Source organism: Shinella lacus (genome assembly GCF_010994755.1).
Taxonomy (GTDB): Bacteria; Pseudomonadota; Alphaproteobacteria; order Rhizobiales; family Rhizobiaceae; genus Shinella; species Shinella lacus.
The window spans coordinates 262,405-283,982 of record NZ_WHSB02000007.1 but is presented as its reverse complement, the minus strand read 5'-3'; the positions used below and the strand labels follow the sequence as shown (position 1 = coordinate 283,982).

Sequence of the window (21,578 nt, the reverse complement as noted above, 5' to 3'; positions counted from 1 at the left end):
CGGCATGAGGGCGGCGTGCTGTCACACCTCTTCGAGCTCGACCAGCGTGCCGAAAAAATCCTTGGGATGCAGGAAGAGCACCGGCTTGCCATGAGCGCCGATCTTCGGATTGCCGTCGCCCAGCACACGCGCACCGTTCGCCGCCAGCCGGTCGCGGGCGGCGACGATGTCATCCACCTCATAGCAGATATGGTGCATGCCGCCGGCGGGGGATTTTTCGAGGAAGGTGCTGATCGGCGAAGCGTCACCGAGCGGCTCCAGCAGTTCCACCTTGGTGTTCGGCAGCTCGACAAAAACCACCGTCACGCCATGCTCCGGCAGTGCCTGCGGCGGGGAGACTTTTGCGCCGAGCGTATCGCGGTAGGTCGCCGTGGCAGCAGCCATGTCCGGCACGGCGATGGCGATGTGGTTGACTTTGCCGAGCATGGGGTTCTCCTCTTACAGAGCAGTCGTCGGGACAGCCCCCTCATCCGCCTGCCGGCACCTTCTCCCCGCAAGCGGGGCGAAGGGGATGTTGCGCCGTTTTCCCCGAAAGTCTTAGCGGGGCAACGCGTTGCCCAAAAGTCCCTTCTCCCCGCCTGCGGGGAGAAGGTCGCGGCAGCGGGATGAGGGGCCGGCGCTTGTCCCGATCACACCTTCGTCAAAAACACCGTGACCACAGGCTTCTTGCCCCAGATCTCATTTGCCGTGGAGCGCACGGCGCGACGCACGGCTTCGCGCACCATCTCCAGGTCCTTGCGGCGGGCGCGCGGGATGCTTTCAACGGCGCCGAGCACGGCGTCGTAGAGTGTGTCGCCCATGTCCTCGCCCTCGTCGTCGAACTGCGGCAGGCCGAAGGGTTCCACCTCGGGATCGCCCATGAAATCGAAGCGGTTGTCGAGCAGGATGCTGACGGCGACGTGGCCGACGAAGGCGAGCTTGCGGCGGTCGCCGATGCCCATTTCCTCGTAGTCGCCGATGAGGTTGCCATCCTTGAAGATGCGGCCGAACGGCGCGTGGTCGACGACCTCGGGCACGCCGGGGGCGAGCTTCAGGACATCGCCGTTGCGCACGCGCGGCACCTGCGCGATGCCGGACTGTTCGGCGAGCTGGGCATGGGCGGTCAGGTGTGCTGCCTCGCCATGCACGGGCACGACCATCTTCGGGCGCGTCCAGCCGTACATCTGCTGCAGTTCGTGCCGGCGCGGGTGGCCGGAGACGTGAACCAGCGCCTCGCTGTCGGTGATGACGTTGATGCCTTGGTCGACCAGGCCGTTCTTGATGTCGTTGATCGCCTTCTCGTTGCCGGGAATGGCGCGCGAGGAAAAGATGATTGTGTCGCCATCCGTGAAGGCGACGTTGCGCATCTCGTCGCGGGCGATCTTGGCCAGCGCCGCACGGGGCTCGCCCTGGCTGCCGGTCAGGATGACGACGACCTTGTCGCGCGGGATATAGCCGAACTCGTCTTCCGCGATGAAGGGCTTCAGGCCTTCCATGAGGCCGATGTCACGGGCGACTTCCGTCACGCGCTTCATGGAACTGCCGAGCAGCAGCACCTCGCGGCCGGCGGCTTCGGCGGCCTGCGCGATCGACCGGATGCGGCCGACATTGGACGAGAAGGTGGTGATGCCCACCCTGCCCTCGGCGCTCTCGATGATCTTGGTGAGGCTTTCGGAGACTTCGCGCTCGGAGGGCGAGACGCCGTCGCGAAGGGCATTCGTGCTGTCGCAGATCAGCGCCAGCACGCCCTCGTCGCCGAGCTTGCGAAAGCGCGTCTCGTCGGTGAGCGGCCCGAGCGACGGGTCGAGGTCGATCTTCCAGTCGCCGGTGTGGATGACGGTGCCGAGCGGCGTCTTGATCGCCAACGACATCGGCTCGGGGATGGAGTGGTTGACGCCGATCGCCTCGATCTCGAACGGCCCGACATTGATGCGGTCGCCTTCCTTGAAGATGGTGATCGGGATTTCGGTGCGGCTCTTCTCGTAATTGCGCTTGGCTTCCAGCATGCCGGCGGTGAACGGAGAGGCATAGACCGGCACGTTGAGGCCCGGCCACAGCTCGTTCAGCGCGCCGTAATGGTCCTCGTGCGCATGGGTGATGATGATGCCCTTGAGCTTCTCGCGCTCCTTGGCGAGGAAGCGGATATCGGGCAGCACCAGATCGACGCCCGGCAGGTCCGGCCCCGGAAAGGTGACGCCGCAATCGACCATGATCCACTGGCGGCTGGCCTTCGGGCCGTAGCCGTAGAGCGCGAGGTTCATGCCGATTTCGCCGACGCCGCCCAGCGGCAGGAATACCAGTTCGTCTTCTTTTGCCATCGGCTTCAAAAATTCCTATCCAAAAAACACGTCGCCGGCCGCGATCAGTCGCGTGCCGCCGTCATCCATCTCCAGTTTCAGGAGACCTGTATCATCAATTCCGGAAAAGCGCCCGGAAATAGAACGGTCGGGAAGGTTGACCGTTATGTTTTCCCCGATGCCGCCGGCGACCTTTTTCCAGCGTTCCATGATGGCCGAAATCCCCCGTCCGGCGTCCCACAGCGACAGCGTTTCGGCCATCGACTGGAAGAGGTAGGCGAACAATTCGTCAGGGGAAGCGGAGGCGCCGAATTCGCGCAGGGTGGCGACCGGATAGAGCCCCGCATCGGGCGCCACGGCGACATTGATGCCGATGCCGATCACCAGTCCATGCCGGCCATCGGGCAGCGTCTCCCCCTCGATGAGGATGCCGCAGACCTTGCGGCGGTCGACCAGAATGTCGTTTGGCCACTTGACCAGCACATCGGGTGCATCGAGCGGCATGATGCGGCTGACGGCGGCCTGCACGGCGACGGCGACGGCGAGCGGCAGGGAGCCGAGCCGGTCCATCGGCGCCGGGTCGATCAGCATCAGCGAGGCGTAGAGATTGCCGGGCTCGGAGAACCAGGCCCGCCCGCGCCGGCCGCGCCCGCCCGTCTGGCGTTCCGCGGTGATCCAGAGACCGGAAAGCGCGCCCTTTCGGGCGCGCTCCAGGCATTCCGTATTGGTCGAGCCCACTTCAGCGAGCGCCTCGTGCCGGAAGTCGTCGAGCGACATCCGGCGAGGATTTTCGGACCCGCTCAAAAGAAGGTCCGCGCCGCGGCTTCGGCCGCCGCGCCGATCGGGCCGCCGATCAGCACATAACCGACGACGAACAGGCCGGAGAGGCCGAAGACCAGCTTCAACTCGCCGGCGGTGCGGGCGAACTCGCCGGTCGCCTCGTCGAACCACATGACCTTGATGATGCGCAGGTAGTAGTAGGCGCCGACGACGGAAGCGAGCACGCCGATGATGGCGAGCGCGTAGAGATGCGCTTCGATCGCCGCCATGAAGACGAAGTACTTTGCGAAGAAGCCTGCCATCGGCGGGATGCCGGCGAGCGAGAACATCAGGATCGTCAGTACCGTCGCCATGAAGGGGTTGGTCGTGGACAGGCCGGCGAGATCGTCGATGTTCTCGACATTGCCGCCTTCCTTGCGGCGCATGGCGAGGATGCAGGCGAAGGTGCCGAGCGTCATGACCATGTAGATGAGCATGTAGAGTGCCACGCCGCGCACGCCGGCCATGGAGCCGGCGGCAAGGCCGACCAGCGCATAGCCCATGTGGCCGATCGAGGAATAGGCCATCAGGCGCTTGATGTTGCGCTGGCCGATGGCCGCGAACGAACCGAGCAGCATGGAGGCGATCGAGATGAAGACGATGACCTGCTGCCAGTCGGCAACGACAGGCTCGAAGGCCTCGATGACGATGCGCACCAGCATGGCCATGGCGGCGACCTTGGGGGCGGCGGCGAAGAAGGCCGTGACCGGGGTCGGCGCGCCTTCATAGACGTCCGGTGTCCACATGTGGAACGGCACGGCCGAGATCTTGAAGGCAAGGCCGGCGAGGATGAAGACCAGGCCGAACACGAGGCCGAGCGAACGGCCTTCGGCGGTCAGCGCTGCCGCGATTTCCTGGAAGCCGATATGGCCGGTGAAGCCGTAGACCAGCGACATGCCATAAAGCAGCATGCCGGAGGAGAGTGCACCGAGCACAAAGTATTTCAGGCCCGCTTCCGTCGAGCGCAGGCTGTCGCGGTTGATCGCGGCGACGACATAGAGCGCCAGCGACTGGAGTTCCAGCGCGAGGTAGAGCGACAGCAGGCTGTTGGCCGAGATCATCAACAGCATGCCGAGCGTCGACAGCACGATGAGCACCGGGAACTCGAAGCGGTCGAGCTGTTCCGAGCGGGCATGGCCGACGGTCATCACCATGGCGGTGATGGAGCCGATCAGCGCCAGCACCTTCATGAACTTGGCGAAGGCATCGGAGACGAAGGCGCCGCCATAGGCCTGGCCCTCGCCCGTGGCGAGCACCAGCCAGAGGCCGGAGATGATCAGAAGCGCGACGGCAAGCCCGATGACGGTGGTGCCCGAGCGTTCGCCGGAGAAGACACCGATCATCAGCAAGGCGAGCGCGCCGACGGCAAGAATGATCTCCGGGAGCGAGAGCTGAAGGCTGGCGAGGATAGTATCAGCAGTCATGTCTTGGGTCCCGTCGTCAGTTCGCCGAAAGCGCAACAGGTTGCGCCGCCTGCAGAGCCGCGGAGTAGTTATTGAGCAGCGCGTCGACCGAAGCCGCCGTCGCATCGAACACCGGCGCCGGATAGACGCCGTAGAAGATCGTGAGGATCACGAGCGGATAAAGCAGCAGCTTCTCGCGCAGATCGAGGTCGAGCAGCGATTTCAGGCTTTCCTTCTCCAGCGCACCGAAGATCACCCGGCGATAGAGCCAGAGCGCATAGGAGGCCGAAAGGATGACGCCCGTCGTGGCGAAGAAGGCGACCCAGGTGTTGGCGCGGAAGACGCCGACCAGCGTCATGATTTCGCCGACGAAGCCCGAGGTGCCGGGAAGGCCGACATTCGCCATGGTGAGGATCATGAAGGCGACGGCATATTTCGGCATGTTGTTGACGAGGCCGCCGTAAGCCGAGATCTCGCGGGTGTGCAGCCGGTCATAGACGACGCCGACGCAGAGGAAGAGCGCGCCGGAGACGATGCCGTGCGACAGCATCTGGAAAATGGCGCCCTGGAGACCCTGCGCATTCGCCGCGAAGATGCCCATGGTGACGTAGCCCATGTGGGCGACCGACGAATAGGCGATCAGCTTCTTGATGTCGTCCTGCATCAGCGCCACCAGCGAGGTGTAGATGATGGCGATGACCGACAGCGCGAAGACGAAGGGTGCGAAGTAGTCCGAAGCCAGCGGGAACATGGCGAGCGAGAAGCGGATGAAACCGTAGCCGCCGAGCTTCAAGAGCACGCCGGCCAGGATGACCGAGCCCGCCGTCGGCGCCTGGACGTGCGCATCCGGAAGCCAGGTGTGCACCGGCCACATCGGCATCTTCACCGCGAAGGAGGCGAAGAAGGCGAGCCACAGCCAGGTCTGCATGTGGGCCGGGAAGTTGTAGGCGAGCAGTTCGGTGATATCGGTCGTGCCGGCCTGCCAGTACATCGCCATGATGGCGAGCAGCATCAGCACCGAGCCGAGCAGCGTGTAGAGGAAGAACTTGTAGGAGGCGTAGACGCGATCCTTGCCGCCCCACACGCCGATGATGATGAACATCGGGATGAGGCCGGCTTCGAAGAAGACGTAGAACAGCACGATATCGAGCGACACGAAGACGCCGACCATGAACACTTCCAGGAGCAGGAAGGCGATCATGTATTCGCGCAGGCGCTTTTCGACCGAATGCCAGCTTGCAAGCACGCAGAAGGGCATCAGGAACGTCGACAGGATGACGAACAGCATGGAGATGCCGTCGACGCCGAGATGGTATGAAATGCCGGTGCCGAGCCATTCGGCCTTCTCGACCATCTGGAAGCCCGGGTTCGCATTGTCGAAGCCGATCCAGATGAAGAGCGAGAGGACGAAGGTGAAGACCGTCGTCAGAAGCGCGACATTCAGGATGTTGCGGCGACCATAGGGGCTATCCTCGCGGGTCAGCAGCAGAAGCGCCACGCCGACGAGCGGGAGGAATGTGACCGCTGAAAGAATGGGCCAATCGGTCATCAGAGGGAGCTCCCGAGCATCATCCAGGTGACGAGTGCTGCAATACCCAGCAGCATCGCGAATGCGTAGTGATAGAGGTAACCGGTCTGGAGGCGCACGACGCGATCCGTGACGTCCATGACGCGGGCGGCGATGCCGTTCGGGCCGAGGCCGTCGATGACGGTGCCGTCACCCTTCTTCCAGAGGAACTTGCCGATCCGCATGGCGGGACGGACGAAGAGGAAGTCGTAGAGTTCGTCGAAGTACCACTTGTTGAGCAGGAACTGGTAGAGACCGCGATGCTGCTCGGCGAGGTATTTCGGCGTTTCCGGCGAGCGGATGTACATGTACCAGGCGGTGACGAAGCCGAGCGCCATGGCGGCGAACGGGCTCCACTTCACCCAAAGTGGAACGTGGTGGTACTCGTTGACCAGCTCGTTCTCAGGCAGCGTGAACAGGGCGCCCTGCCAGAACTCGCCATAGTGATGGCCGTAGAAATATTCGACGAAGATCACGCCCGCGACGACCGCGCCGGCGGCCAGCAGGTAGAGCGGGATCAGCATCACGGCCGGGCTTTCATGGACGTGGTGCATGACATCCGCCGACGCGCGCGGCTTGCCGAAGAAGGTCATGAAGGCCAGGCGCCAGGAGTAGAAGCTTGTGAAGAGCGCTGCGATGACCAGCAGCACGAAGGCGAAGCCGGCGACCGGGCTGTGCGAGGCAAAGGCCGATTCGATGATCGCGTCCTTCGAGAAGAAGCCGGCGAAACCGATGATCGTGCCCGGGATGCCGACGCCGGTCAGCGCCAGCGTGCCGATCGTCATCATCCAGAAGGTAATCGGGATGTGTTTGCGAAGGCCCCCCATGTAGCGCATGTCCTGCTCGCCATCGACGGCGTGGATGACGGAGCCTGCGCCAAGGAACAGCAATGCCTTGAAGAAGGCGTGCGTGAAGAGGTGGAAGATCGCCGCGCCGTAGGCGCCGATGCCGAGCGCCACGAACATGTAGCCGAGCTGCGAGCAGGTCGAATAGGCGATGACGCGCTTGATGTCGTTCTGCACGAGGCCGACGGTCGCCGCGAAGAAGGCGGTGATCGCGCCGATCAGCGTCACGACCATGAGGGCGGTGTGCGACAGTTCGAACAGCGGCGACATGCGGGCGACGAGGAAGACGCCGGCGGTGACCATGGTCGCGGCATGGATGAGGGCCGAAACCGGGGTCGGGCCTTCCATGGCGTCCGGCAGCCAGGTGTGCAGAAGGAACTGCGCCGACTTGCCCATCGCGCCCATGAAGAGCAGCAGGCAGGTGGCGGTCAGCGCATGCGACTTGTCGAGTGTCATGCCGAAGAGGTTGATGACGGGCGCGGTGGCGTCCGCAGCCCCTTCCGCCGGCAGGTAGGTCGCGGCGGTGGCGAAGATCGTCTCGAAATTGATCGAGCCGAACAGCACGAAGACCGAGAAGATGCCGAGCGCGAAGCCAAAGTCGCCGACGCGGTTGACGATGAAGGCCTTCATCGCGGCCGCGCAGGCGGACGGCTTCTTGTACCAGAAGCCGATCAGCAGGTAGGACGCGAGGCCCACGCCTTCCCAGCCGAAGAACATCTGAAGCAGGTTGTCCGACGTCACCAGCATGAGCATGGCGAAGGTGAAGAGCGACAGGTACGCGAAGAAGCGCGGCCGATGCGGGTCGTGGTGCATGTAGCCGATCGAATAGATGTGCACGAGCGTCGAGACCGAATTGACGACGACGAGCATGACGGCCGTCAGCGTATCGACGCGGAATGCCCATTCGACATCGAAGCCGCCGGACTGGATCCAGCGCAGCACGCTGACCTTGATCATCTCCGTCTCGCCCATGGCGACGTCGAAGAAGACGATCCACGACAGGACTGCCGCCAGGATCATGAAACCGGAGGTGACATATTCGGACGCCTTGGCGCCGATGGCATTGCCGCCGATGCCGGCGATCAGGAAGCCGGTCAAAGGAAGGAAGACGATTGCCTTGATGATGGTATCCATGACCCGATCAGCCCTTCATCATATTGACGTCTTCGACGGCGATCGAACCGCGGTTGCGGTAGAAGACGACGAGTATTGCAAGACCGATGGCGGCTTCCGCAGCCGCGACGGTCAGAATGAACAGTGCGAAGACCTGGCCGACGATGTCGTTCAGGAAGGCCGAGAACGCGACCATGTTGATGTTGACCGCAAGCAGGATGAGCTCGATCGACATCAGGATGACGATGACGTTCTTCCGGTTGAGGAAGATGCCGAAGACGCCGAGGGTGAAGAGGATGGCGCTGACGGTGAGATAGTGGGAAATACCGATTTCCATTTTGCTTTTCCTTGGTCCCGCGCTGCCTCAGATGCCCTGGCCGGGCTTCACCTTGACGACCTCGACGGCGGTTTCCGGCGTGCGGGCAACCTGCTGCGAGATGTTCTGGCGTTTGATGTTCGGCTTGTGGCGCAGCGTCAGCACGATCGCGCCGATCATGGCGACGAGCAGCACGAGGCCGGCGATCTGGAAGAAATAGACATAGTGCGTGTAGAGCACGTCGCCGAGCGCTGCCGTGTTCGTCCGCTCGGAGACCGGCGGGATCGGCATCGAGATGTTCTTGGCGATCTCCGGCGCAAACGTCGAGCCGCCGACGACGATGATCAGCTCGGCCGCAAGGATGAGGCCGATCAGCGCGCCGACCGGCGCATATTCCAGCGCCCCTGCCCGCAATTCGGCAAAGTCGATGTCGAGCATCATCACGACGAAGAGGAAGAGAACCGCGACCGCGCCGACATAGACGACCAGCAGGATCATCGCCAGGAATTCGGCGCCCGTCAGCAGGAACAGGCCTGCCGAATTGAAAAAGGTGAGAATCAGGAACAGCACGGAATAGACCGGATTCCTGGACGAGATCACCATGAAGGCGGACGCCACCGCCACGAAGGCGAAGAGATAGAAGAATAGAGCCTGGAGACCCATTTTGGTGCCTTTTCGTCTTCCCCGGAGAAGGTCCCCCTTCCCCGTCGAAGCCTGACGACCACTCGTCAGGCACTTACGTTCATCTTGCCTTTCCGCCGATCAGCGGTAAGGCGAATCCATGCCGATGTTGCGGGCGATTTCCCGCTCCCAGCGATCGCCGTTCTCGAGCAGCTTCTGCTTGTCGTAGTAGAGCTCCTCGCGCGTCTCGGTCGCGAACTCGAAGTTCGGTCCCTCGACGATGGCGTCGACCGGGCAGGCTTCCTGGCAGAAGCCGCAATAAATGCACTTCACCATGTCGATATCGTAACGCACCGTGCGGCGCGTGCCGTCATTGCGGCGCGGCCCCGCCTCGATGGTGATGGCCTGGGCAGGACAGATCGCCTCGCACAGCTTGCAGGCAATGCAGCGCTCTTCGCCGTTGGGGTAACGGCGCAGCGCATGCTCGCCGCGGAAGCGCGGAGAGACCGGGCCCTTTTCGAAGGGATAGTTCACCGTCGCCTTCGGGCGGAAGAAGTAGCGCATCGACAGGAAGAAGGCGCCGACGAATTCCTTGAGGAACAGCGAATTTACGGCTTGCGAAAGACTAGCCATTTCAAGCTCCAATGCTGCTGAGGGTCGGGGCGGTCCTCATGCGGACCAGCCGGTGAGCTTCAGCACGAATGCAACGATGACCACCATGGCGAGCGAGATCGGAAGGAAGACCTTCCAGCCCAGACGCATGAGCTGGTCGTAGCGGTAGCGCGGCACGAAGGCCTTCACCATCGCGAACATGAAGAAGACGAAGGAGGCCTTGAGCACGAACCAGATGATGCCCGGGACCCAATTGAGGAACCAGACGTCGACCGGGGGCAGCCAGCCGCCGAGGAAGAGGATCGTCGTCAGCGCGCACATCAGGCAGATGGCGGCATATTCGCCGAGCATGAACATCATGTACGGGGTCGAGCCGTACTCGACCATGAAGCCGGCAACGAGTTCGGATTCGGCTTCCGGAAGGTCGAAGGGCGGGCGGTTCGTTTCGGCCAGCGCCGAGATGAAGAACACCACGAACATCGGGAACAGCGCCAGCCAGTGCCAGTCGAGGAACGAACCCGGCAGGCCGATCATCGTGCCGACGCCGTCACGCTGCGAGTTGACGATGTCCGTCAGGTTGAGCGAGCCGACGCAGAGCAGCACGGTGACGATGACGAAGCCGATCGAGACTTCGTAGGAGACCATCTGTGCGGCGGAGCGCAGCGCACCGAGGAACGGATACTTCGAGTTCGAAGCCCAGCCGCCCATGATGATGCCGTACACTTCGAGCGAGGAGATCGCGAAGATGTAGAGGATGCCGACATTGATGTTGGCAATGACCCATCCGTCATTCAGCGGCACGACCGCCCAGGTGGCGAGCGCCAGCGTCACGGAGACGAGCGGGGCCAGAAGGAAGATCACCTTGTTGGCCGTCGCCGGGATGACCGGCTCCTTGAAGACGAACTTCAGAAGGTCGGCGAAGGACTGGAACAGGCCCCAGGGGCCGACGACGTTCGGGCCGCGGCGAAGCTGAACGGCGGCCCAGATCTTGCGGTCGGCGAGAAGCACGTAGGCGATGAAGACCAGCAGCGCGACCAGCAGCAGGAGCGACTGGGCCACCATGATCAGGCCAGGCCAAACGTAGGTCGAAATGAAAGCGTCCATAACGTCTTATTCCTTCGCGCTCATTCCGCCGCGGCTTTGAAATTGTTGCGGGCCAGCGCCGAGCACTCGGCCATGACCGCGGAGGCGCGCGCTATCGGGTTCGTCAAATAGAAGTCTTTGATCGGAGACGCAAACCCGGAATTCGCCATCGTCCCGCCTTTTTTCGCAAGTGCGGAAAGATCGGCGATTTCGCCCGTCGCAATCTCGTCGACTGCGGCAAAATGCGGGTGTGCGGCGTGGAGTTTTGCGCGCAGCTGCACGAGCGAATCGAACGGCAGCTTCTTGCCGAGCACGTCGGAAAGTGCCCGCAGGATCGCCCAGTCCTCGCGGGCGTCGCCCGGCGCGAAGCCGGCGCGGTTGCCCACCTGGACGCGGCCCTCGGTGTTGACCCAGGTGCCCGACTTCTCGGTGTAGGTCGCGCCCGGCAGGATGACGTCGGCGACATGCGCCGCGTTGTCGCCATGCGAGCCGATATAGACCGTGAAGGCGGTCTTCCTGGCAAAGTCCATTTCGTCGGCGCCGAGCAGGAAGAGCACGTCCGTGCCATCAAGCATGTCGGCCGCCGCCTTGCCGCCCTCGCCCGGCACGAAGCCAAGATCGAGGCCGCCGACGCGGGATGCCGCGGTGTGGAGAACGGCGAGGCCGTTCCAGTCCGCCTTCACCGCGCCGACGCTTTCGGCAAGCTTGGTGATGGCCGAGAGCACGGCGAGGCCATCGGCACGCGACAGCGCGCCCTGGCCGACGATGATCATCGGGCGCTGGGCCTTCTTGAGCTTGGCAGCGAACTTGACCGAGCCGTCGATGAGGCCGGAGAGCGTGTCCGTGCCGGCGCCGAGATATTCGTAGCCGTAGCGCAGTTCGCCCTGTTCGCCGATCACGCCGATCGGGAAGTTGTCCATCCGCCAGCGCTTGCGGATGCGCGCGTTGAGCACGGCCGCCTCGAAGCGCGGGTTGGAGCCGACGATCAGCAGCGCATCGGCCTGTTCGATGCCTTCGATGGTCGGGTTGAACAGGTAGCTGGCGCGGCCGAGCGACGGGTCGAGCGTGGAACCGTCCTGGCGGCAATCGATGTTGGTCGAGCCGAGCGCCGTCATCAGTTCGCGCAGCGCAAACATTTCCTCGACGGAGGCAAGGTCGCCGGCAATCGCGCCGATGCGGTCACCGGACGTGCCGGCAACGGCGGTCTTGATGGCGCCGAAAGCGTCCGCCCAGGTGGCGGGCTGGAGACGGCCGTCCTTGCGGACATAAGGACGGTCGAGGCGCTGGGTCTTCAGGCCATCCCAGATGAAGCGGGTCTTGTCGGAGATCCACTCTTCGTTGATCTCTTCGTTGACGCGCGGCAGGATGCGCATGACTTCGCGGCCGCGGGTATCGACGCGGATCGCCGAGCCGACGGCGTCCATGACGTCGATCGATTCGGTCTTGTTCAGTTCCCACGGACGCGCCGTGAAGGCGAAGGGCTTGGAGGTCAGAGCGCCGACCGGGCAGAGGTCGACCACATTGCCCTGGAGCTCAGAGGTCATCGCCTGTTCGAGATAGGTGGTGATCTCGGCATCTTCACCGCGGCCGATCAGGCCAAGCTCGGTGATGCCGGCGACTTCCGTCGTGAAACGAACACAACGCGTGCAGTGGATGCAGCGGTTCATGATCGTCTTGACGAGCGGACCGATATACTTGTCCTCGACCGCGCGCTTGTTTTCCTGGTAGCGCGACGAGTCGATGCCGAAGGCCATCGCCTGGTCCTGCAGGTCGCATTCGCCGCCCTGGTCGCAGATCGGGCAGTCGAGCGGATGGTTGATGAGCAGGAACTCCATCACCCCCTCGCGCGCCTTCTTGACCATCGGCGTGGTGGTGAAGACTTCCGGCGGCTCGCCGTTCGGGCCGGGACGGAGGTCCCGTACGCTCATGGCGCAGGAGGCCGCCGGCTTCGGCGGGCCGCCCTTCACCTCGACGAGGCACATGCGGCAGTTGCCGGCAACCGACAGCCGCTCGTGGAAACAGAAGCGCGGAACTTCGGCGCCCGCATCCTCGCACGCCTGAAGCAGCGTGAAGTGATCCGGCACTTCGATTTCTTTTCCGTCGACTTTCAGCTTTGCCATATCTCAATTCCCGCTTTTGACGCAGTCGCTGCGTCTTGCCAGCGCCATTCTCTCCAGCCGTTGTTTTGGGCTCTCTGCCCGTCCCGCCAGCCTTTGTTCCGTTTCGCCAGTTCCGGTGGGCTTAGCCCCTGCCCTTCACCAGCGCCTTTGCCTGCTCCACCCAGCGATCGCGGGCAATGCGCCCGGCGAACCCGAGTTCGGCTTCAATCCTCGCCACATCCTCGGCCTTCAGGGCCGCGATGTCGGCGTAACGCCGGACGCCCATGCCGTTCAGCACCTGCTCCAGCTTCGGCCCGATGCCCGAAATCGCTTTCAGGTCATCGGCCTTCGCGGCTTTCACGGCCGGCGCCTTGCGCGCGGGCTTCGCTTCCGCCTTCTTCGGCGTCGCGCTTTCGCGCGCCATCTCGATCTTCGGTTCCGCCACCACCACGTTCAGCACCGGCTTCGCCTTGACCGGCGCGACCGTTTCCGCCGTGGCATCCGCCGCTTCGTCGAGCGCCACCCTGGCGCGCTCCGTCGCGGTCTTCATCATACCCAGCATCAGCCCGGCCATCTGGCCGGCGATACCGAAACCGATCGCCGTCGTGGCGGCCATTGCCGCCACCGGATGGGCCATCAGCGGATGCAGCGGCACGCCCGGCATGTCCTTCAGCCACGGCGCCAGACCGAAAGGGTCGTCGCCGGCGACTGGCGCCGGCTGAACTCTGGTTGCATTCGCATCCTGTCCTGCCGGCTTCGTCATCGCGTTTACTCCGCTGCTTCAAGCACGGCGCCATGCGCCGTGGCGTTTGCCGTATACTTGTCGATGCGCGCCTCGATCTCCGGACGGAAGTTGCGGATGAGGCCCTGGATCGGCCAGGCGGCCGCATCGCCGAGCGCGCAGATCGTGTGACCTTCGATCTGCTTCGTCACGTCGAACAGCATGTCGATTTCGCGCTTCTGGGCATTGCCCGTGACCATGCGCTGCATGACGCGCATCATCCAGCCGGTGCCTTCGCGGCACGGCGTGCACTGGCCGCAGCTCTCGTGCTTGAAGAAGGCCGAGATGCGCCAGATCGCCTTGATGATATCCGTCGAGCGATCCATGATGATCATGCCGCCGGTGCCGAAGGAGGACTTCACCTCGCGCAGGCCGTCGAAGTCGAGCGTGACATTCATCATGTCTTCGCCCTTGACGACCGGGCAGGACGCGCCGCCCGGAATGACGGCGAGAAGATTGTCCCAGCCGCCGCGGATGCCGCCGCCGTGCTTTTCGACCATCTCCTTGAAGGAGATGCCCATGGCCTCCTCGACCGTGCAGGGCCGGTTGACGTGGCCGGACATCATGAACAGCTTGGTGCCGACATTGTTCGGGCGGCCGAAGGAGGAGAACCAGGCGGCGCCGCGGCGCAGGATCGTCGGCGTGACGGCAATCGATTCAACGTTGTTGACCGTGGTCGGGCAACCGTAGAGACCCATGTTGGCCGGGAACGGCGGCTTCAGGCGCGGCTGGCCCTTCTTGCCTTCCAGGCTTTCCAGCAGCGCGGTTTCCTCGCCGCAGATATAGGCGCCGGCGCCGTGGTGGACGTAGATGTCGATGTCGTAGCCGAGCTTGTTGTTCTTGCCGAGAAGACCGGCGTCATAGCACTCGTCGATCGCGGCCTGGAGCGCCTCGCGCTCGCGGATGAACTCGCCGCGCACATAAATGTAAGCGGCGTTGGCGCCCATGGCGAAGGAGGCGACGACGCAGCCTTCGATCAGCGTGTGCGGATCGTGGCGCAGGATATCGCGGTCCTTGCAGGTGCCGGGCTCGGATTCGTCGGCATTGACGACGAGGTAGTGCGGACGGCCGTCGGATTCCTTCGGCATGAAGGACCACTTGAGGCCGGTCGGGAAGCCGGCGCCGCCACGGCCGCGCAGGCCGGATGCCTTGACCTCGTTGATGATCCAGTCGCGGCCCTTTTCGAGCAGCTCCTTGGTGCCGTCCCAATGGCCGCGGGCCATGGCGCCCTTCAGCGACTTGTCCTTGGTGCCGTAGATATTGGTGAAGATGCGATCCTGGTCTTTAAGCATGGTTCACCTCTTTACCGCGGCTTCTTGCCGAACACGCGGATGTATTCCGCTTCGCCGCCCTTTGCGAGCGCCTCGGCCTGCCTGACCCAGTCGTCGCGTTCGATGCGGCCCTTGAAATTCAGATAGGAATCGACCCAGGCGCGCTCTTCCAGCTTCCAGGAGGAAACCTGTGCGAAGGTGAAGATGCCGAGTTCGTGCAGAATGCCCTCGATCTTCGGTCCGACGCCGGAGATGAGCTTCAGGTCGTCCACGGTCGCGGGGCGCGCGATGCCCGCTGGACGGTCCTTGTCTTCGAGCGACGGCTTGCCGGCCGCAGCCACCGGCTGCTTGGCTTCATTGTCGCCGCCTTCGGCGCGCGTGTCGCCCGTCGCCTTGGTGTTGGCGGCCGCTTCCGCCTTGGCGGTTGCCGGCGTCTTCAGCTTGGGATCGGTCTCAACGGCGTCGGTCGTCGGCTTGGCGGCATTCGACGGGGGAACGCTGACGCTGTCACCCTCGGTCTTCTTGGCGCGGGTCGTCACCTTCCTGGCGGCCGGTTCCGGCTCGTTCAGGCTGGTGAGGCCGCCGACCGGAGCGGAAAAGATGCGGTCGACCTGCGGGCCGGTCTCCACGGTGGATCCCTTGCCGGCATCGAAACGGTCGATGATGTGTTCGAGCTGCGTCGCGGTCAGGTCTTCAAAGCTGTCCTTGAAGATCATGATCATCGGCGCATTGACGCAGGCGCCCAGACACTCGACCTCTTCCCAGGACAGCGTGCCGCTCTCGTTCAGGTGATGGGGTTCGGCGTGGATGCGCTTCTTGCAGACATTGATGAGGTCTTCCGCGCCGCGCAGCATGCAGGGCGTCGTGCCGCAAACCTGGACATGGGCGCGCGTGCCGACCGGCCCGAGCTGGAACTGTGTATAGAAGGTCGCGACTTCGAGCACTCGGATATAGGCCATGCCGAGCATGTCGGCGATGGCTTCGATCGAGGCCTTGGTGACCCAGCCGTCCTGCTCCTGCGCGCGCATCAGAAGCGGGATGACCGCCGATTGCTCGCGGCCCTTCGGATACTTCTTGATCGTTGCCTTGGCCCAGCTCGCATTCTCCTTGGTGAAGGCGAAGCTCGCGGGTTGGACATTGTCTTCGGCTAGTCGACGAACGGACATTCTGTAACGCCTTGTCTCAGTTAATCTGCCTGCACTGCGTTTGCGCCGTGTTGACGAATTCGCAGGCGTAGGCCGACTTCTCTTTCTGCATGAATACGACATAGCGGCTGCCGTTCGGCGCCGCGGCCTTGATCTCGTAACCCTGGTCCACCAGTTCGCCCATCGTGGCAGACGAGACGCTGCCTTCCGCATCCTGCGCCTGCGCAGCGAAAGCGGTCACCAGCAAGAGGGCGATGGCGGTGGCCAGTCTCGGCATCAGCGGTCAACCTCGCCGAACACGATGTCGAGGGAGCCCAGGATCGCCGAGACGTCGGCGAGCTGGTGCCCGCGACAGATGAAATCCATCGCCTGGAGGTGGGCATAGCCCGGGGCGCGGATCTTGCAGCGATAGGGCTTGTTGGTGCCGTCAGCGACGAGGTAGACGCCGAACTCGCCCTTCGGCGCTTCGACGGCTGCGTAAACTTCGCCGGCAGGCACGTGATAGCCCTCGGTGTAGAGCTTGAAGTGGTGGATGAGCGCTTCCATCGACCGCTTCATCTGGCCGCGCTTCGGCGGAACCATCTTGCCGTCGACCGAGGAGACCGGACCGACCTTGGCGTCGCCGAGCAGGCGGTTGACGCACTGGCGCATGATCTTCGCCGATTCGCGCATCTCGATCATGCGGATGACGTAACGGTCGTAGCAGTCGCCGTTCTTGCCGATCGGAATGTCGAAATCGAAATCGGAATAGCACTCGTAGGGCTGGGAACGGCGCAGGTCCCAGGCAGCGCCCGAGCCGCGCACCATGACGCCGGAAAAACCCCAGGCCCAGCAATCTTCCAGCTTTACGACGCCGATATCGACGTTGCGCTGCTTGAAGATGCGGTTGCCGGTCAAGAGTTCGTCGATATCGTCGACGGTCTTCAGGAACGGGTCGATCCACTTGCCGATGTCTTCCACCAGCTCGTGCGGCAGGTCCTGGTGCACGCCGCCCGGACGGATATAGGCCGAGTGCATGCGCGCGCCGCAGGCGCGCTCATAGAACACCATCAGCTTTTCGCGCTCTTCGAAACCCCAGAGCGGCGGCGTCAGCGCGCCGACGTCCATGGCCTGCGTGGTGACGTTGAGGAGATGCGAGAGGATGCGGCCGATTTCGGAATAGAGCACGCGGATGATCTGGCCGCGGATCGGAACCTCGGTGCCCGTCAGGCGCTCGACGGCGAGCGCGAAGGCATGCTCCTGGTTCATCGGCGCCACGTAGTCGAGGCGGTCGAAATAGGGCACAGCCTGGAGATAGGTCTTCGTCTCGATGAGCTTTTCGGTGCCGCGATGCAGCAGGCCGATATGCGGATCGACGCGCTCGACGATTTCGCCGTCCAGTTCGAGGACCAGACGAAGAACCCCGTGCGCCGCAGGATGCTGCGGGCCGAAGTTGATGTTGAAATTGCGAACGTTGTGCTCAGACATTGCTAGGCCATTTCTTGAAGCTGACGATCCAAAGCAGAATGAAGGCAAAAGGCGGGAAAATTCCGAGGATTCCAACCCAGTTCGGAATGCCCGAGCGTGGGAGCAATCGCCACAATGCAAAAACGTTGACAATGCAGACGACCACGATCAGCCAGTGAAATACGCTGAATGCCCCCATGACCGCGCCCTACTCCTACTGCTTGGCTTTTTCGTCGCCCGGCAGCACGTAATCGGTGCCTTCCCATGGCGAGAGAAAATCGAAGTTGCGGAATTCCTGCTTCAGTTCGACAGGCTCATACACGACACGCTTGACCTCGTCGTCGTAACGCACTTCAACGAAGCCGGTGGTCGGGAAATCCTTTCGCAGCGGGTGCCCCTCGAAGCCGTAGTCGGTGAGGATGCGCCGCAGGTCCGGGTGGCCGGTGAAGAGGATGCCGTACATGTCGTAGGCTTCGCGCTCGAACCAGTCGGCACCCGGATAGACCGGGAAAGCGGAAGGAACGGGAACGTCCTCGCCGGTCGCGACCTTGATGCGGATGCGCTGGTTCTGGCGCGGCGACAGCAGGTGGTAGACCACGTCGAAGCGCTCGGCGCGCGCCGGCCAGTCGACGCCGCAGACATCGATGAGGTTGACGAACCCGCACTGCACGTCATCGCGCAGGAAGGTCAGAAGATCGAGGATGCGTGCAGCGTCCGTCTTCAGGGTGAGTTCGCCGTAGGCGATATCCGAAGACGCGACGAGTTGGCCTGCCGCTTCGCCGATATAGGAGGACAGCTCCTGGAGGGCTTCGCTCATGTGTCAGTCCCCTGCCCTTATCGCTCGATCGTACCGGTCCGGCGGATCTTCTTCTGCAGCAGGAGCACGCCGTAGAGGAGCGCTTCTGCCGTGGGAGGACAGCCTGGTACGTAGATATCGACCGGCACCACGCGGTCACAGCCGCGCACCACCGAATAGGAATAATGATAGTAGCCGCCGCCGTTTGCGCAGGAGCCCATCGAGATGACGTAACGCGGCTCCGGCATCTGGTCGTAGACCTTGCGGAGCGCGGGCGCCATCTTGTTGGTCAGCGTGCCGGCGACGATCATGACGTCGGACTGGCGCGGAGAGGCGCGCGGCGCGAAGCCGAAACGCTCTACGTCGTAACGCGGCATGGAGAGCTGCATCATCTCGACGGCGCAGCAGGCAAGACCAAAGGTCATCCACATCAGCGAACCGGTGCGCGCCCAGGTGATGAGTTCGTCGGTCGAGGTGACGAGGAAGCCCTTGTCGGCAAGCTCATTGTTGATCTCGCCGAAGAAAGCGTCGTTGCTGCCGATCGGCTTGCCGGTCGAGGGATCGATGATCCCCTTCGGCTGCTGCGCGACGAGCGTGGTGGATGCTACTCCCATTCGAGTGCTCCCTTCTTCCATTCGTAGATGAAGCCGATGGTCAGGACACCGAGGAAGACCATCATCGACCAGAAGCCGAACCAGCCCATGTCGCCGAAGGAGACGGCCCAGGGGAAGAGGAAGGCCACTTCGAGGTCGAAGATGATGAAGAGGATCGACACCAGGTAGAAGCGGATGTCGAATTTCATGCGCGCATCGTCGAACGCATTGAAGCCGCACTCGTAAGCGGAAAGCTTTTCCGAATCGGGGGCCTTGTATGCGACGGCAAAGGGCGCGACCAGCAGTGCAATGCCGATCACGAGCGCGATACCGATGAAGATGGCGATCGGGATATAGGAACCGAGAAGTTCAGTCATTGGCGTCCATCCTGCCTGCTGCTGGCGCCGGGAAGACGCCTGTTGGTCGGTGACCTGCAAGCCGAGAAAGTATGTTGCAACGCCACGTCGTTAGCGCAGTGAGAGCAACCGCGCAAGGCTTTGTCCGGCTTTCGCCGCAATCATTGTGTTGTTTTCCCGACCGCCCGGAAAGGCAGGTGGCAAAGCCATTTAAATCGTTACGATTTCATGACGGGCGGCATTCCGGGCGTTTCGCCGCAGGTGCGAAGAGAAATCACTTCGCACGCCCTGCCCCACCTCGAACTGGCATCGGGATCGATCATCGGAATCACGCCAAATGGCGAGCTGAGGTGCGTCAATCTGCACCAGCAAGACGAAGTCGAATTATCCGCGAGGGACCATACGAGGCATCGCTGCGCCGATTCGATTGGATCGCATGAAGTGCCGCGTGAAGAAACGGCACCATATATATGGAGGAGAAGGGGAAATGGCGCGAGTGACGGGGCTCGAACCCGCGACCTCCGGCGTGACAGGCCGGCACTCTAACCGACTGAGCTACACCCGCGCATTGTGACCTTGCGGTCTCGACTGTTTCGTCCGGCCTTTCGAGTGGCGCGAGTGACGGGGCTCGAACCCGCGACCTCCGGCGTGACAGGCCGGCACTCTAACCGACTGAGCTACACCCGCATTCCTCGAAAGCGTCCGGATGGCGAAGCACCCGTCCCGAGCGGCCCAGAGCCGTTCGATGAGCGGCTAACTAAGGGGTTCGCCTTTGGGTGTCAAGCAGGTTTCACGACAAAAGAATGACGCGCCCTGAAATGTTTCCACACCCTTCTGTATCACCATGGGGACATTCAAAAAATGCAAAAAACTTTTCGATTGCCTCTTGCGGTTTGATCCGGTTCCGCATAGATCACGGCCACCAACGCGGCGGGCGATTAGCTCAGTTGGTAGAGCGCCTCGTTTACACCGAGGATGTCGGCGGTTCGAGTCCGTCATCGCCCACCACTTCTTCCCTTCCCCCAATTCCCCTGTTTTGCGCGTGATTTCAACGCGCCGGCGACGCGGATTCTCTCGATCAGAGCCGTTCGCGCACCACGCGCAGCCAGTTCTTCAACGGCTGCGGCAGGAAAGTGCGCAGTCCGGGGCGCAGGCCCGGCGGCAGCGACCAGCCGTCCATGGCAAGGGGAGCGGCGAGCGGCGGCGGGTTCGCCTGGATGTCACGCAACACCGAGGCATAATGCGCTGCCATGCGGTCCACCGTGAAGGCGCCGGCAACCTTTCGCCGCGCGCCGATGGAAAGGGCGAGCAGACGCGCGCGGTCCTTGTCCAGGCTGCGGATGAGGCCTACGGCCTTCGCCGGGTCGCCGACCGGGAACAGCAGGCCGTCCCGCCCATCCTCGACGATCATGTCCGTGACGCCACGCAGCGCCGAGGCGACCGGCACGCATCCGGCCGCCATGGCCTCCACCAGCGCCATCGGCAGCCCTTCGTAGCGCGACGGCATGAGAAAGACGTCGTGCGCCGCCAGCAGGTCCGGCACCGCTTCGGCCGCGACCGCGCCGACATAGACGATGCGCGGCGCCATGCCGGGCATGGCGGCCTTCAACCGCGCGAGATCCGGCCCGTCGCCGGCAATGGTCAGGGTCACCGAGGCCGGCAGCCGGGCAAGGATCTCCGGCAACCACAAGACACCCTTGGAAGCATCCTCGATTCGTCCGAGGAACAGCAGCCGCAGCCCCTCCCCGATCGGCCGGGGCAGCCGGTCGGCCTGGGGGTAGGCATCCGTCGAGATGGCATTGGCGATGACGGCGGTACGCTCGGCCGGGAAATGATGGCGCTTCACCAGATCGTCGCGGCAGCGTCGCGAGACGCAGACGGTGGCATGGACATGCGGCCGGATCGCGTGGGCGGCGGCGTAGGTGCCGGGCGTGATGTTGTGCACGACCATCAGGCGCAGGATTTTTGGCGAGAGATAACGCACGATATTGGTCTGCACCCGGTCGCTGAGCACATTGACGATGACGCCGTCGAAGCCTTCCGCGGCGATCGCCCGTTCAAGCTGCCGTGCGGCACTTTTCCCGTCGCCCGGCGGCGTTTCCACGAGCGTGCCGAAGGCCGCTTCGTGCTCCAGCCCCGGTTGAAGGCTCCAGCCGCCATGGGACAGCCCGACCCAGCGCAGGTCGATCCCGTGCGGTGCGAGGCCACCGCGCAGGTGCCTGAACACGGTATAGGTGCCGCCCATATGCGGCAGGACGAAATAGGCGATCTTCATGGTCGGTCCCTCGATGTCCATTGTCCCGACGGATCGGCACCGGAAAAGCTGGGTCTTGGAAAGCTGCCCCGGCCCTTCGCAGGAGACGGCCCGGCACCTACCTCTTTTGGTGGAGGCGGGACGTCGAATGGCCTTGTTTTCCGTCTCGGGGTGCGGCGCGA

Annotated in this window: 20 protein-coding genes and 3 tRNA genes; 1 reads left to right on the top strand and 22 read right to left on the bottom strand. The window is 63.4% G+C overall.

Annotated features, from left to right (window positions below; genetic code table 11):
• Positions 1-21 precede the first annotated feature (21 nt).
• From mce to GB927_RS20110, 21 genes are all read right to left on the bottom strand, one after another.
• The gene (mce, locus tag GB927_RS20210; protein ID WP_256119009.1) at positions 22-426 is read right to left on the bottom strand and encodes a methylmalonyl-CoA epimerase; all 405 of its coding nucleotides are present in this window, start codon (positions 424-426) and stop codon (positions 22-24) included.
• A gap of 203 nt (positions 427-629) precedes the next feature.
• On the bottom strand, positions 630-2,297 hold the full coding sequence (locus GB927_RS20205; RefSeq protein ID WP_256119008.1) for a ribonuclease J: 1,668 nt from the start codon (positions 2,295-2,297) through the stop codon (positions 630-632).
• Positions 2,298-2,312: 15 nt separating this feature from the next.
• Complete coding sequence (locus tag GB927_RS20200) at positions 2,313-3,053, bottom strand: biotin--[acetyl-CoA-carboxylase] ligase (protein WP_256119007.1); 741 nt, start codon at positions 3,051-3,053, stop codon at positions 2,313-2,315.
• 23 nt (positions 3,054-3,076) lie between these two features.
• Positions 3,077-4,519: an NADH-quinone oxidoreductase subunit NuoN gene (gene nuoN, locus GB927_RS20195; RefSeq protein WP_256119006.1), complete on the bottom strand. Its 1,443-nt coding sequence runs from the start codon at positions 4,517-4,519 to the stop codon at positions 3,077-3,079.
• 16 nt (positions 4,520-4,535) lie between these two features.
• On the bottom strand, positions 4,536-6,047 hold the full coding sequence (locus tag GB927_RS20190; RefSeq protein ID WP_256119005.1) for an NADH-quinone oxidoreductase subunit M: 1,512 nt from the start codon (positions 6,045-6,047) through the stop codon (positions 4,536-4,538).
• The gene (nuoL, locus tag GB927_RS20185; RefSeq protein WP_256119004.1) at positions 6,047-8,044 is read right to left on the bottom strand and encodes an NADH-quinone oxidoreductase subunit L; all 1,998 of its coding nucleotides are present in this window, start codon (positions 8,042-8,044) and stop codon (positions 6,047-6,049) included. The genes GB927_RS20190 and nuoL overlap by 1 nt, the downstream gene beginning before the upstream one ends.
• Positions 8,045-8,051: 7 nt before the next feature.
• Complete coding sequence (nuoK, locus tag GB927_RS20180; protein WP_160860343.1) at positions 8,052-8,360, bottom strand: NADH-quinone oxidoreductase subunit NuoK; 309 nt, start codon at positions 8,358-8,360, stop codon at positions 8,052-8,054.
• Positions 8,361-8,387: 27 nt separating this feature from the next.
• The gene (locus GB927_RS20175) at positions 8,388-9,002 is read right to left on the bottom strand and encodes an NADH-quinone oxidoreductase subunit J (RefSeq protein ID WP_256119003.1); all 615 of its coding nucleotides are present in this window, start codon (positions 9,000-9,002) and stop codon (positions 8,388-8,390) included.
• A 99-nt stretch (positions 9,003-9,101) separates the two neighbouring features.
• On the bottom strand, positions 9,102-9,593 hold the full coding sequence (gene nuoI, locus GB927_RS20170) for an NADH-quinone oxidoreductase subunit NuoI (protein WP_256119002.1): 492 nt from the start codon (positions 9,591-9,593) through the stop codon (positions 9,102-9,104).
• A gap of 36 nt (positions 9,594-9,629) precedes the next feature.
• A complete protein-coding gene (nuoH, locus tag GB927_RS20165) occupies positions 9,630-10,676 on the bottom strand; it encodes an NADH-quinone oxidoreductase subunit NuoH (protein ID WP_069059114.1) in 1,047 nt (348 codons plus the stop codon).
• Positions 10,677-10,696: 20 nt separating this feature from the next.
• Complete coding sequence (gene nuoG, locus GB927_RS20160; protein WP_256119000.1) at positions 10,697-12,775, bottom strand: NADH-quinone oxidoreductase subunit NuoG; 2,079 nt, start codon at positions 12,773-12,775, stop codon at positions 10,697-10,699.
• 121 nt (positions 12,776-12,896) lie between these two features.
• The gene (locus GB927_RS20155) at positions 12,897-13,517 is read right to left on the bottom strand and encodes a helix-hairpin-helix domain-containing protein (protein ID WP_256118999.1); all 621 of its coding nucleotides are present in this window, start codon (positions 13,515-13,517) and stop codon (positions 12,897-12,899) included.
• A gap of 5 nt (positions 13,518-13,522) precedes the next feature.
• Positions 13,523-14,827, bottom strand: a complete 1,305-nt coding sequence (gene nuoF, locus GB927_RS20150; RefSeq protein WP_256118998.1) for an NADH-quinone oxidoreductase subunit NuoF — start codon at positions 14,825-14,827, stop codon at positions 13,523-13,525.
• A gap of 11 nt (positions 14,828-14,838) precedes the next feature.
• Complete coding sequence (locus GB927_RS20145) at positions 14,839-15,972, bottom strand: NADH-quinone oxidoreductase subunit E (RefSeq protein WP_256118997.1); 1,134 nt, start codon at positions 15,970-15,972, stop codon at positions 14,839-14,841.
• A 16-nt stretch (positions 15,973-15,988) separates the two neighbouring features.
• Positions 15,989-16,228, bottom strand: a complete 240-nt coding sequence (locus GB927_RS20140; protein WP_256118996.1) for a hypothetical protein — start codon at positions 16,226-16,228, stop codon at positions 15,989-15,991.
• Positions 16,228-17,418 carry an NADH-quinone oxidoreductase subunit D gene (locus GB927_RS20135; protein ID WP_256118995.1) on the bottom strand — a complete coding sequence of 397 codons (1,191 nt, stop codon included), beginning with the start codon at positions 17,416-17,418 and terminating at the stop codon, positions 16,228-16,230. Before GB927_RS20135 ends, GB927_RS20140 begins: the two co-directional genes overlap by 1 nt.
• A 193-nt stretch (positions 17,419-17,611) precedes the next feature.
• On the bottom strand, positions 17,612-18,214 hold the full coding sequence (locus tag GB927_RS20130) for an NADH-quinone oxidoreductase subunit C (RefSeq protein WP_256118994.1): 603 nt from the start codon (positions 18,212-18,214) through the stop codon (positions 17,612-17,614).
• A 17-nt stretch (positions 18,215-18,231) separates the two neighbouring features.
• Positions 18,232-18,807: a NuoB/complex I 20 kDa subunit family protein gene (locus GB927_RS20125; RefSeq protein ID WP_256118993.1), complete on the bottom strand. Its 576-nt coding sequence runs from the start codon at positions 18,805-18,807 to the stop codon at positions 18,232-18,234.
• Positions 18,798-19,163: an NADH-quinone oxidoreductase subunit A gene (locus tag GB927_RS20120; RefSeq protein ID WP_119258712.1), complete on the bottom strand. Its 366-nt coding sequence runs from the start codon at positions 19,161-19,163 to the stop codon at positions 18,798-18,800. Before GB927_RS20120 ends, GB927_RS20125 begins: the two co-directional genes overlap by 10 nt.
• 467 nt (positions 19,164-19,630) lie before the next feature.
• Positions 19,631-19,707: transfer RNA gene (locus GB927_RS20115), tRNA-Asp, on the bottom strand.
• Positions 19,708-19,752: 45 nt separating this feature from the next.
• Positions 19,753-19,829 (bottom strand) — tRNA-Asp (locus tag GB927_RS20110).
• Between the two features lie 245 nt (positions 19,830-20,074).
• Here GB927_RS20110 and GB927_RS20105 point away from each other — a divergent pair.
• A tRNA-Val gene (locus tag GB927_RS20105) sits at positions 20,075-20,150 on the top strand.
• A gap of 70 nt (positions 20,151-20,220) precedes the next feature.
• On the opposite strand, the gene GB927_RS20100 is transcribed toward GB927_RS20105, so the two are convergent.
• Entirely contained in the window at positions 20,221-21,417 is a 1,197-nt protein-coding gene (locus tag GB927_RS20100; protein ID WP_256118992.1) for a glycosyltransferase family 4 protein, read from the bottom strand.
• Positions 21,418-21,578 lie beyond the last annotated feature (161 nt).

Excerpts from the sequence above, each read along its gene's own strand:
- mce (WP_256119009.1), bottom strand. The coding sequence starts at position 426 with ATGCTCGGCAAAGTCAACCACATCGCCATCGCCGTGCCGGACATGGCT.
- GB927_RS20205 (WP_256119008.1), bottom strand. The coding sequence starts at position 2,297 with ATGGCAAAAGAAGACGAACTGGTATTCCTGCCGCTGGGCGGCGTCGGC.
- GB927_RS20200 (WP_256119007.1), bottom strand. The coding sequence starts at position 3,053 with ATGTCGCTCGACGACTTCCGGCACGAGGCGCTCGCTGAAGTGGGCTCG.
- nuoN (WP_256119006.1), bottom strand. The coding sequence starts at position 4,519 with ATGACTGCTGATACTATCCTCGCCAGCCTTCAGCTCTCGCTCCCGGAG.
- GB927_RS20190 (WP_256119005.1), bottom strand. The coding sequence starts at position 6,047 with ATGACCGATTGGCCCATTCTTTCAGCGGTCACATTCCTCCCGCTCGTC.
- nuoL (WP_256119004.1), bottom strand. The coding sequence starts at position 8,044 with ATGGATACCATCATCAAGGCAATCGTCTTCCTTCCTTTGACCGGCTTC.
- nuoK (WP_160860343.1), bottom strand. The coding sequence starts at position 8,360 with ATGGAAATCGGTATTTCCCACTATCTCACCGTCAGCGCCATCCTCTTC.
- GB927_RS20175 (WP_256119003.1), bottom strand. The coding sequence starts at position 9,002 with ATGGGTCTCCAGGCTCTATTCTTCTATCTCTTCGCCTTCGTGGCGGTG.
- nuoI (WP_256119002.1), bottom strand. The coding sequence starts at position 9,593 with ATGGCTAGTCTTTCGCAAGCCGTAAATTCGCTGTTCCTCAAGGAATTC.
- nuoH (WP_069059114.1), bottom strand. The coding sequence starts at position 10,676 with ATGGACGCTTTCATTTCGACCTACGTTTGGCCTGGCCTGATCATGGTG.
- nuoG (WP_256119000.1), bottom strand. The coding sequence starts at position 12,775 with ATGGCAAAGCTGAAAGTCGACGGAAAAGAAATCGAAGTGCCGGATCAC.
- GB927_RS20155 (WP_256118999.1), bottom strand. The coding sequence starts at position 13,517 with ATGACGAAGCCGGCAGGACAGGATGCGAATGCAACCAGAGTTCAGCCG.
- nuoF (WP_256118998.1), bottom strand. The coding sequence starts at position 14,827 with ATGCTTAAAGACCAGGATCGCATCTTCACCAATATCTACGGCACCAAG.
- GB927_RS20145 (WP_256118997.1), bottom strand. The coding sequence starts at position 15,972 with ATGTCCGTTCGTCGACTAGCCGAAGACAATGTCCAACCCGCGAGCTTC.
- GB927_RS20140 (WP_256118996.1), bottom strand. The coding sequence starts at position 16,228 with ATGCCGAGACTGGCCACCGCCATCGCCCTCTTGCTGGTGACCGCTTTC.
- GB927_RS20135 (WP_256118995.1), bottom strand. The coding sequence starts at position 17,418 with ATGTCTGAGCACAACGTTCGCAATTTCAACATCAACTTCGGCCCGCAG.
- GB927_RS20130 (WP_256118994.1), bottom strand. The coding sequence starts at position 18,214 with ATGAGCGAAGCCCTCCAGGAGCTGTCCTCCTATATCGGCGAAGCGGCA.
- GB927_RS20125 (WP_256118993.1), bottom strand. The coding sequence starts at position 18,807 with ATGGGAGTAGCATCCACCACGCTCGTCGCGCAGCAGCCGAAGGGGATC.
- GB927_RS20120 (WP_119258712.1), bottom strand. The coding sequence starts at position 19,163 with ATGACTGAACTTCTCGGTTCCTATATCCCGATCGCCATCTTCATCGGT.
- GB927_RS20100 (WP_256118992.1), bottom strand. The coding sequence starts at position 21,417 with ATGAAGATCGCCTATTTCGTCCTGCCGCATATGGGCGGCACCTATACC.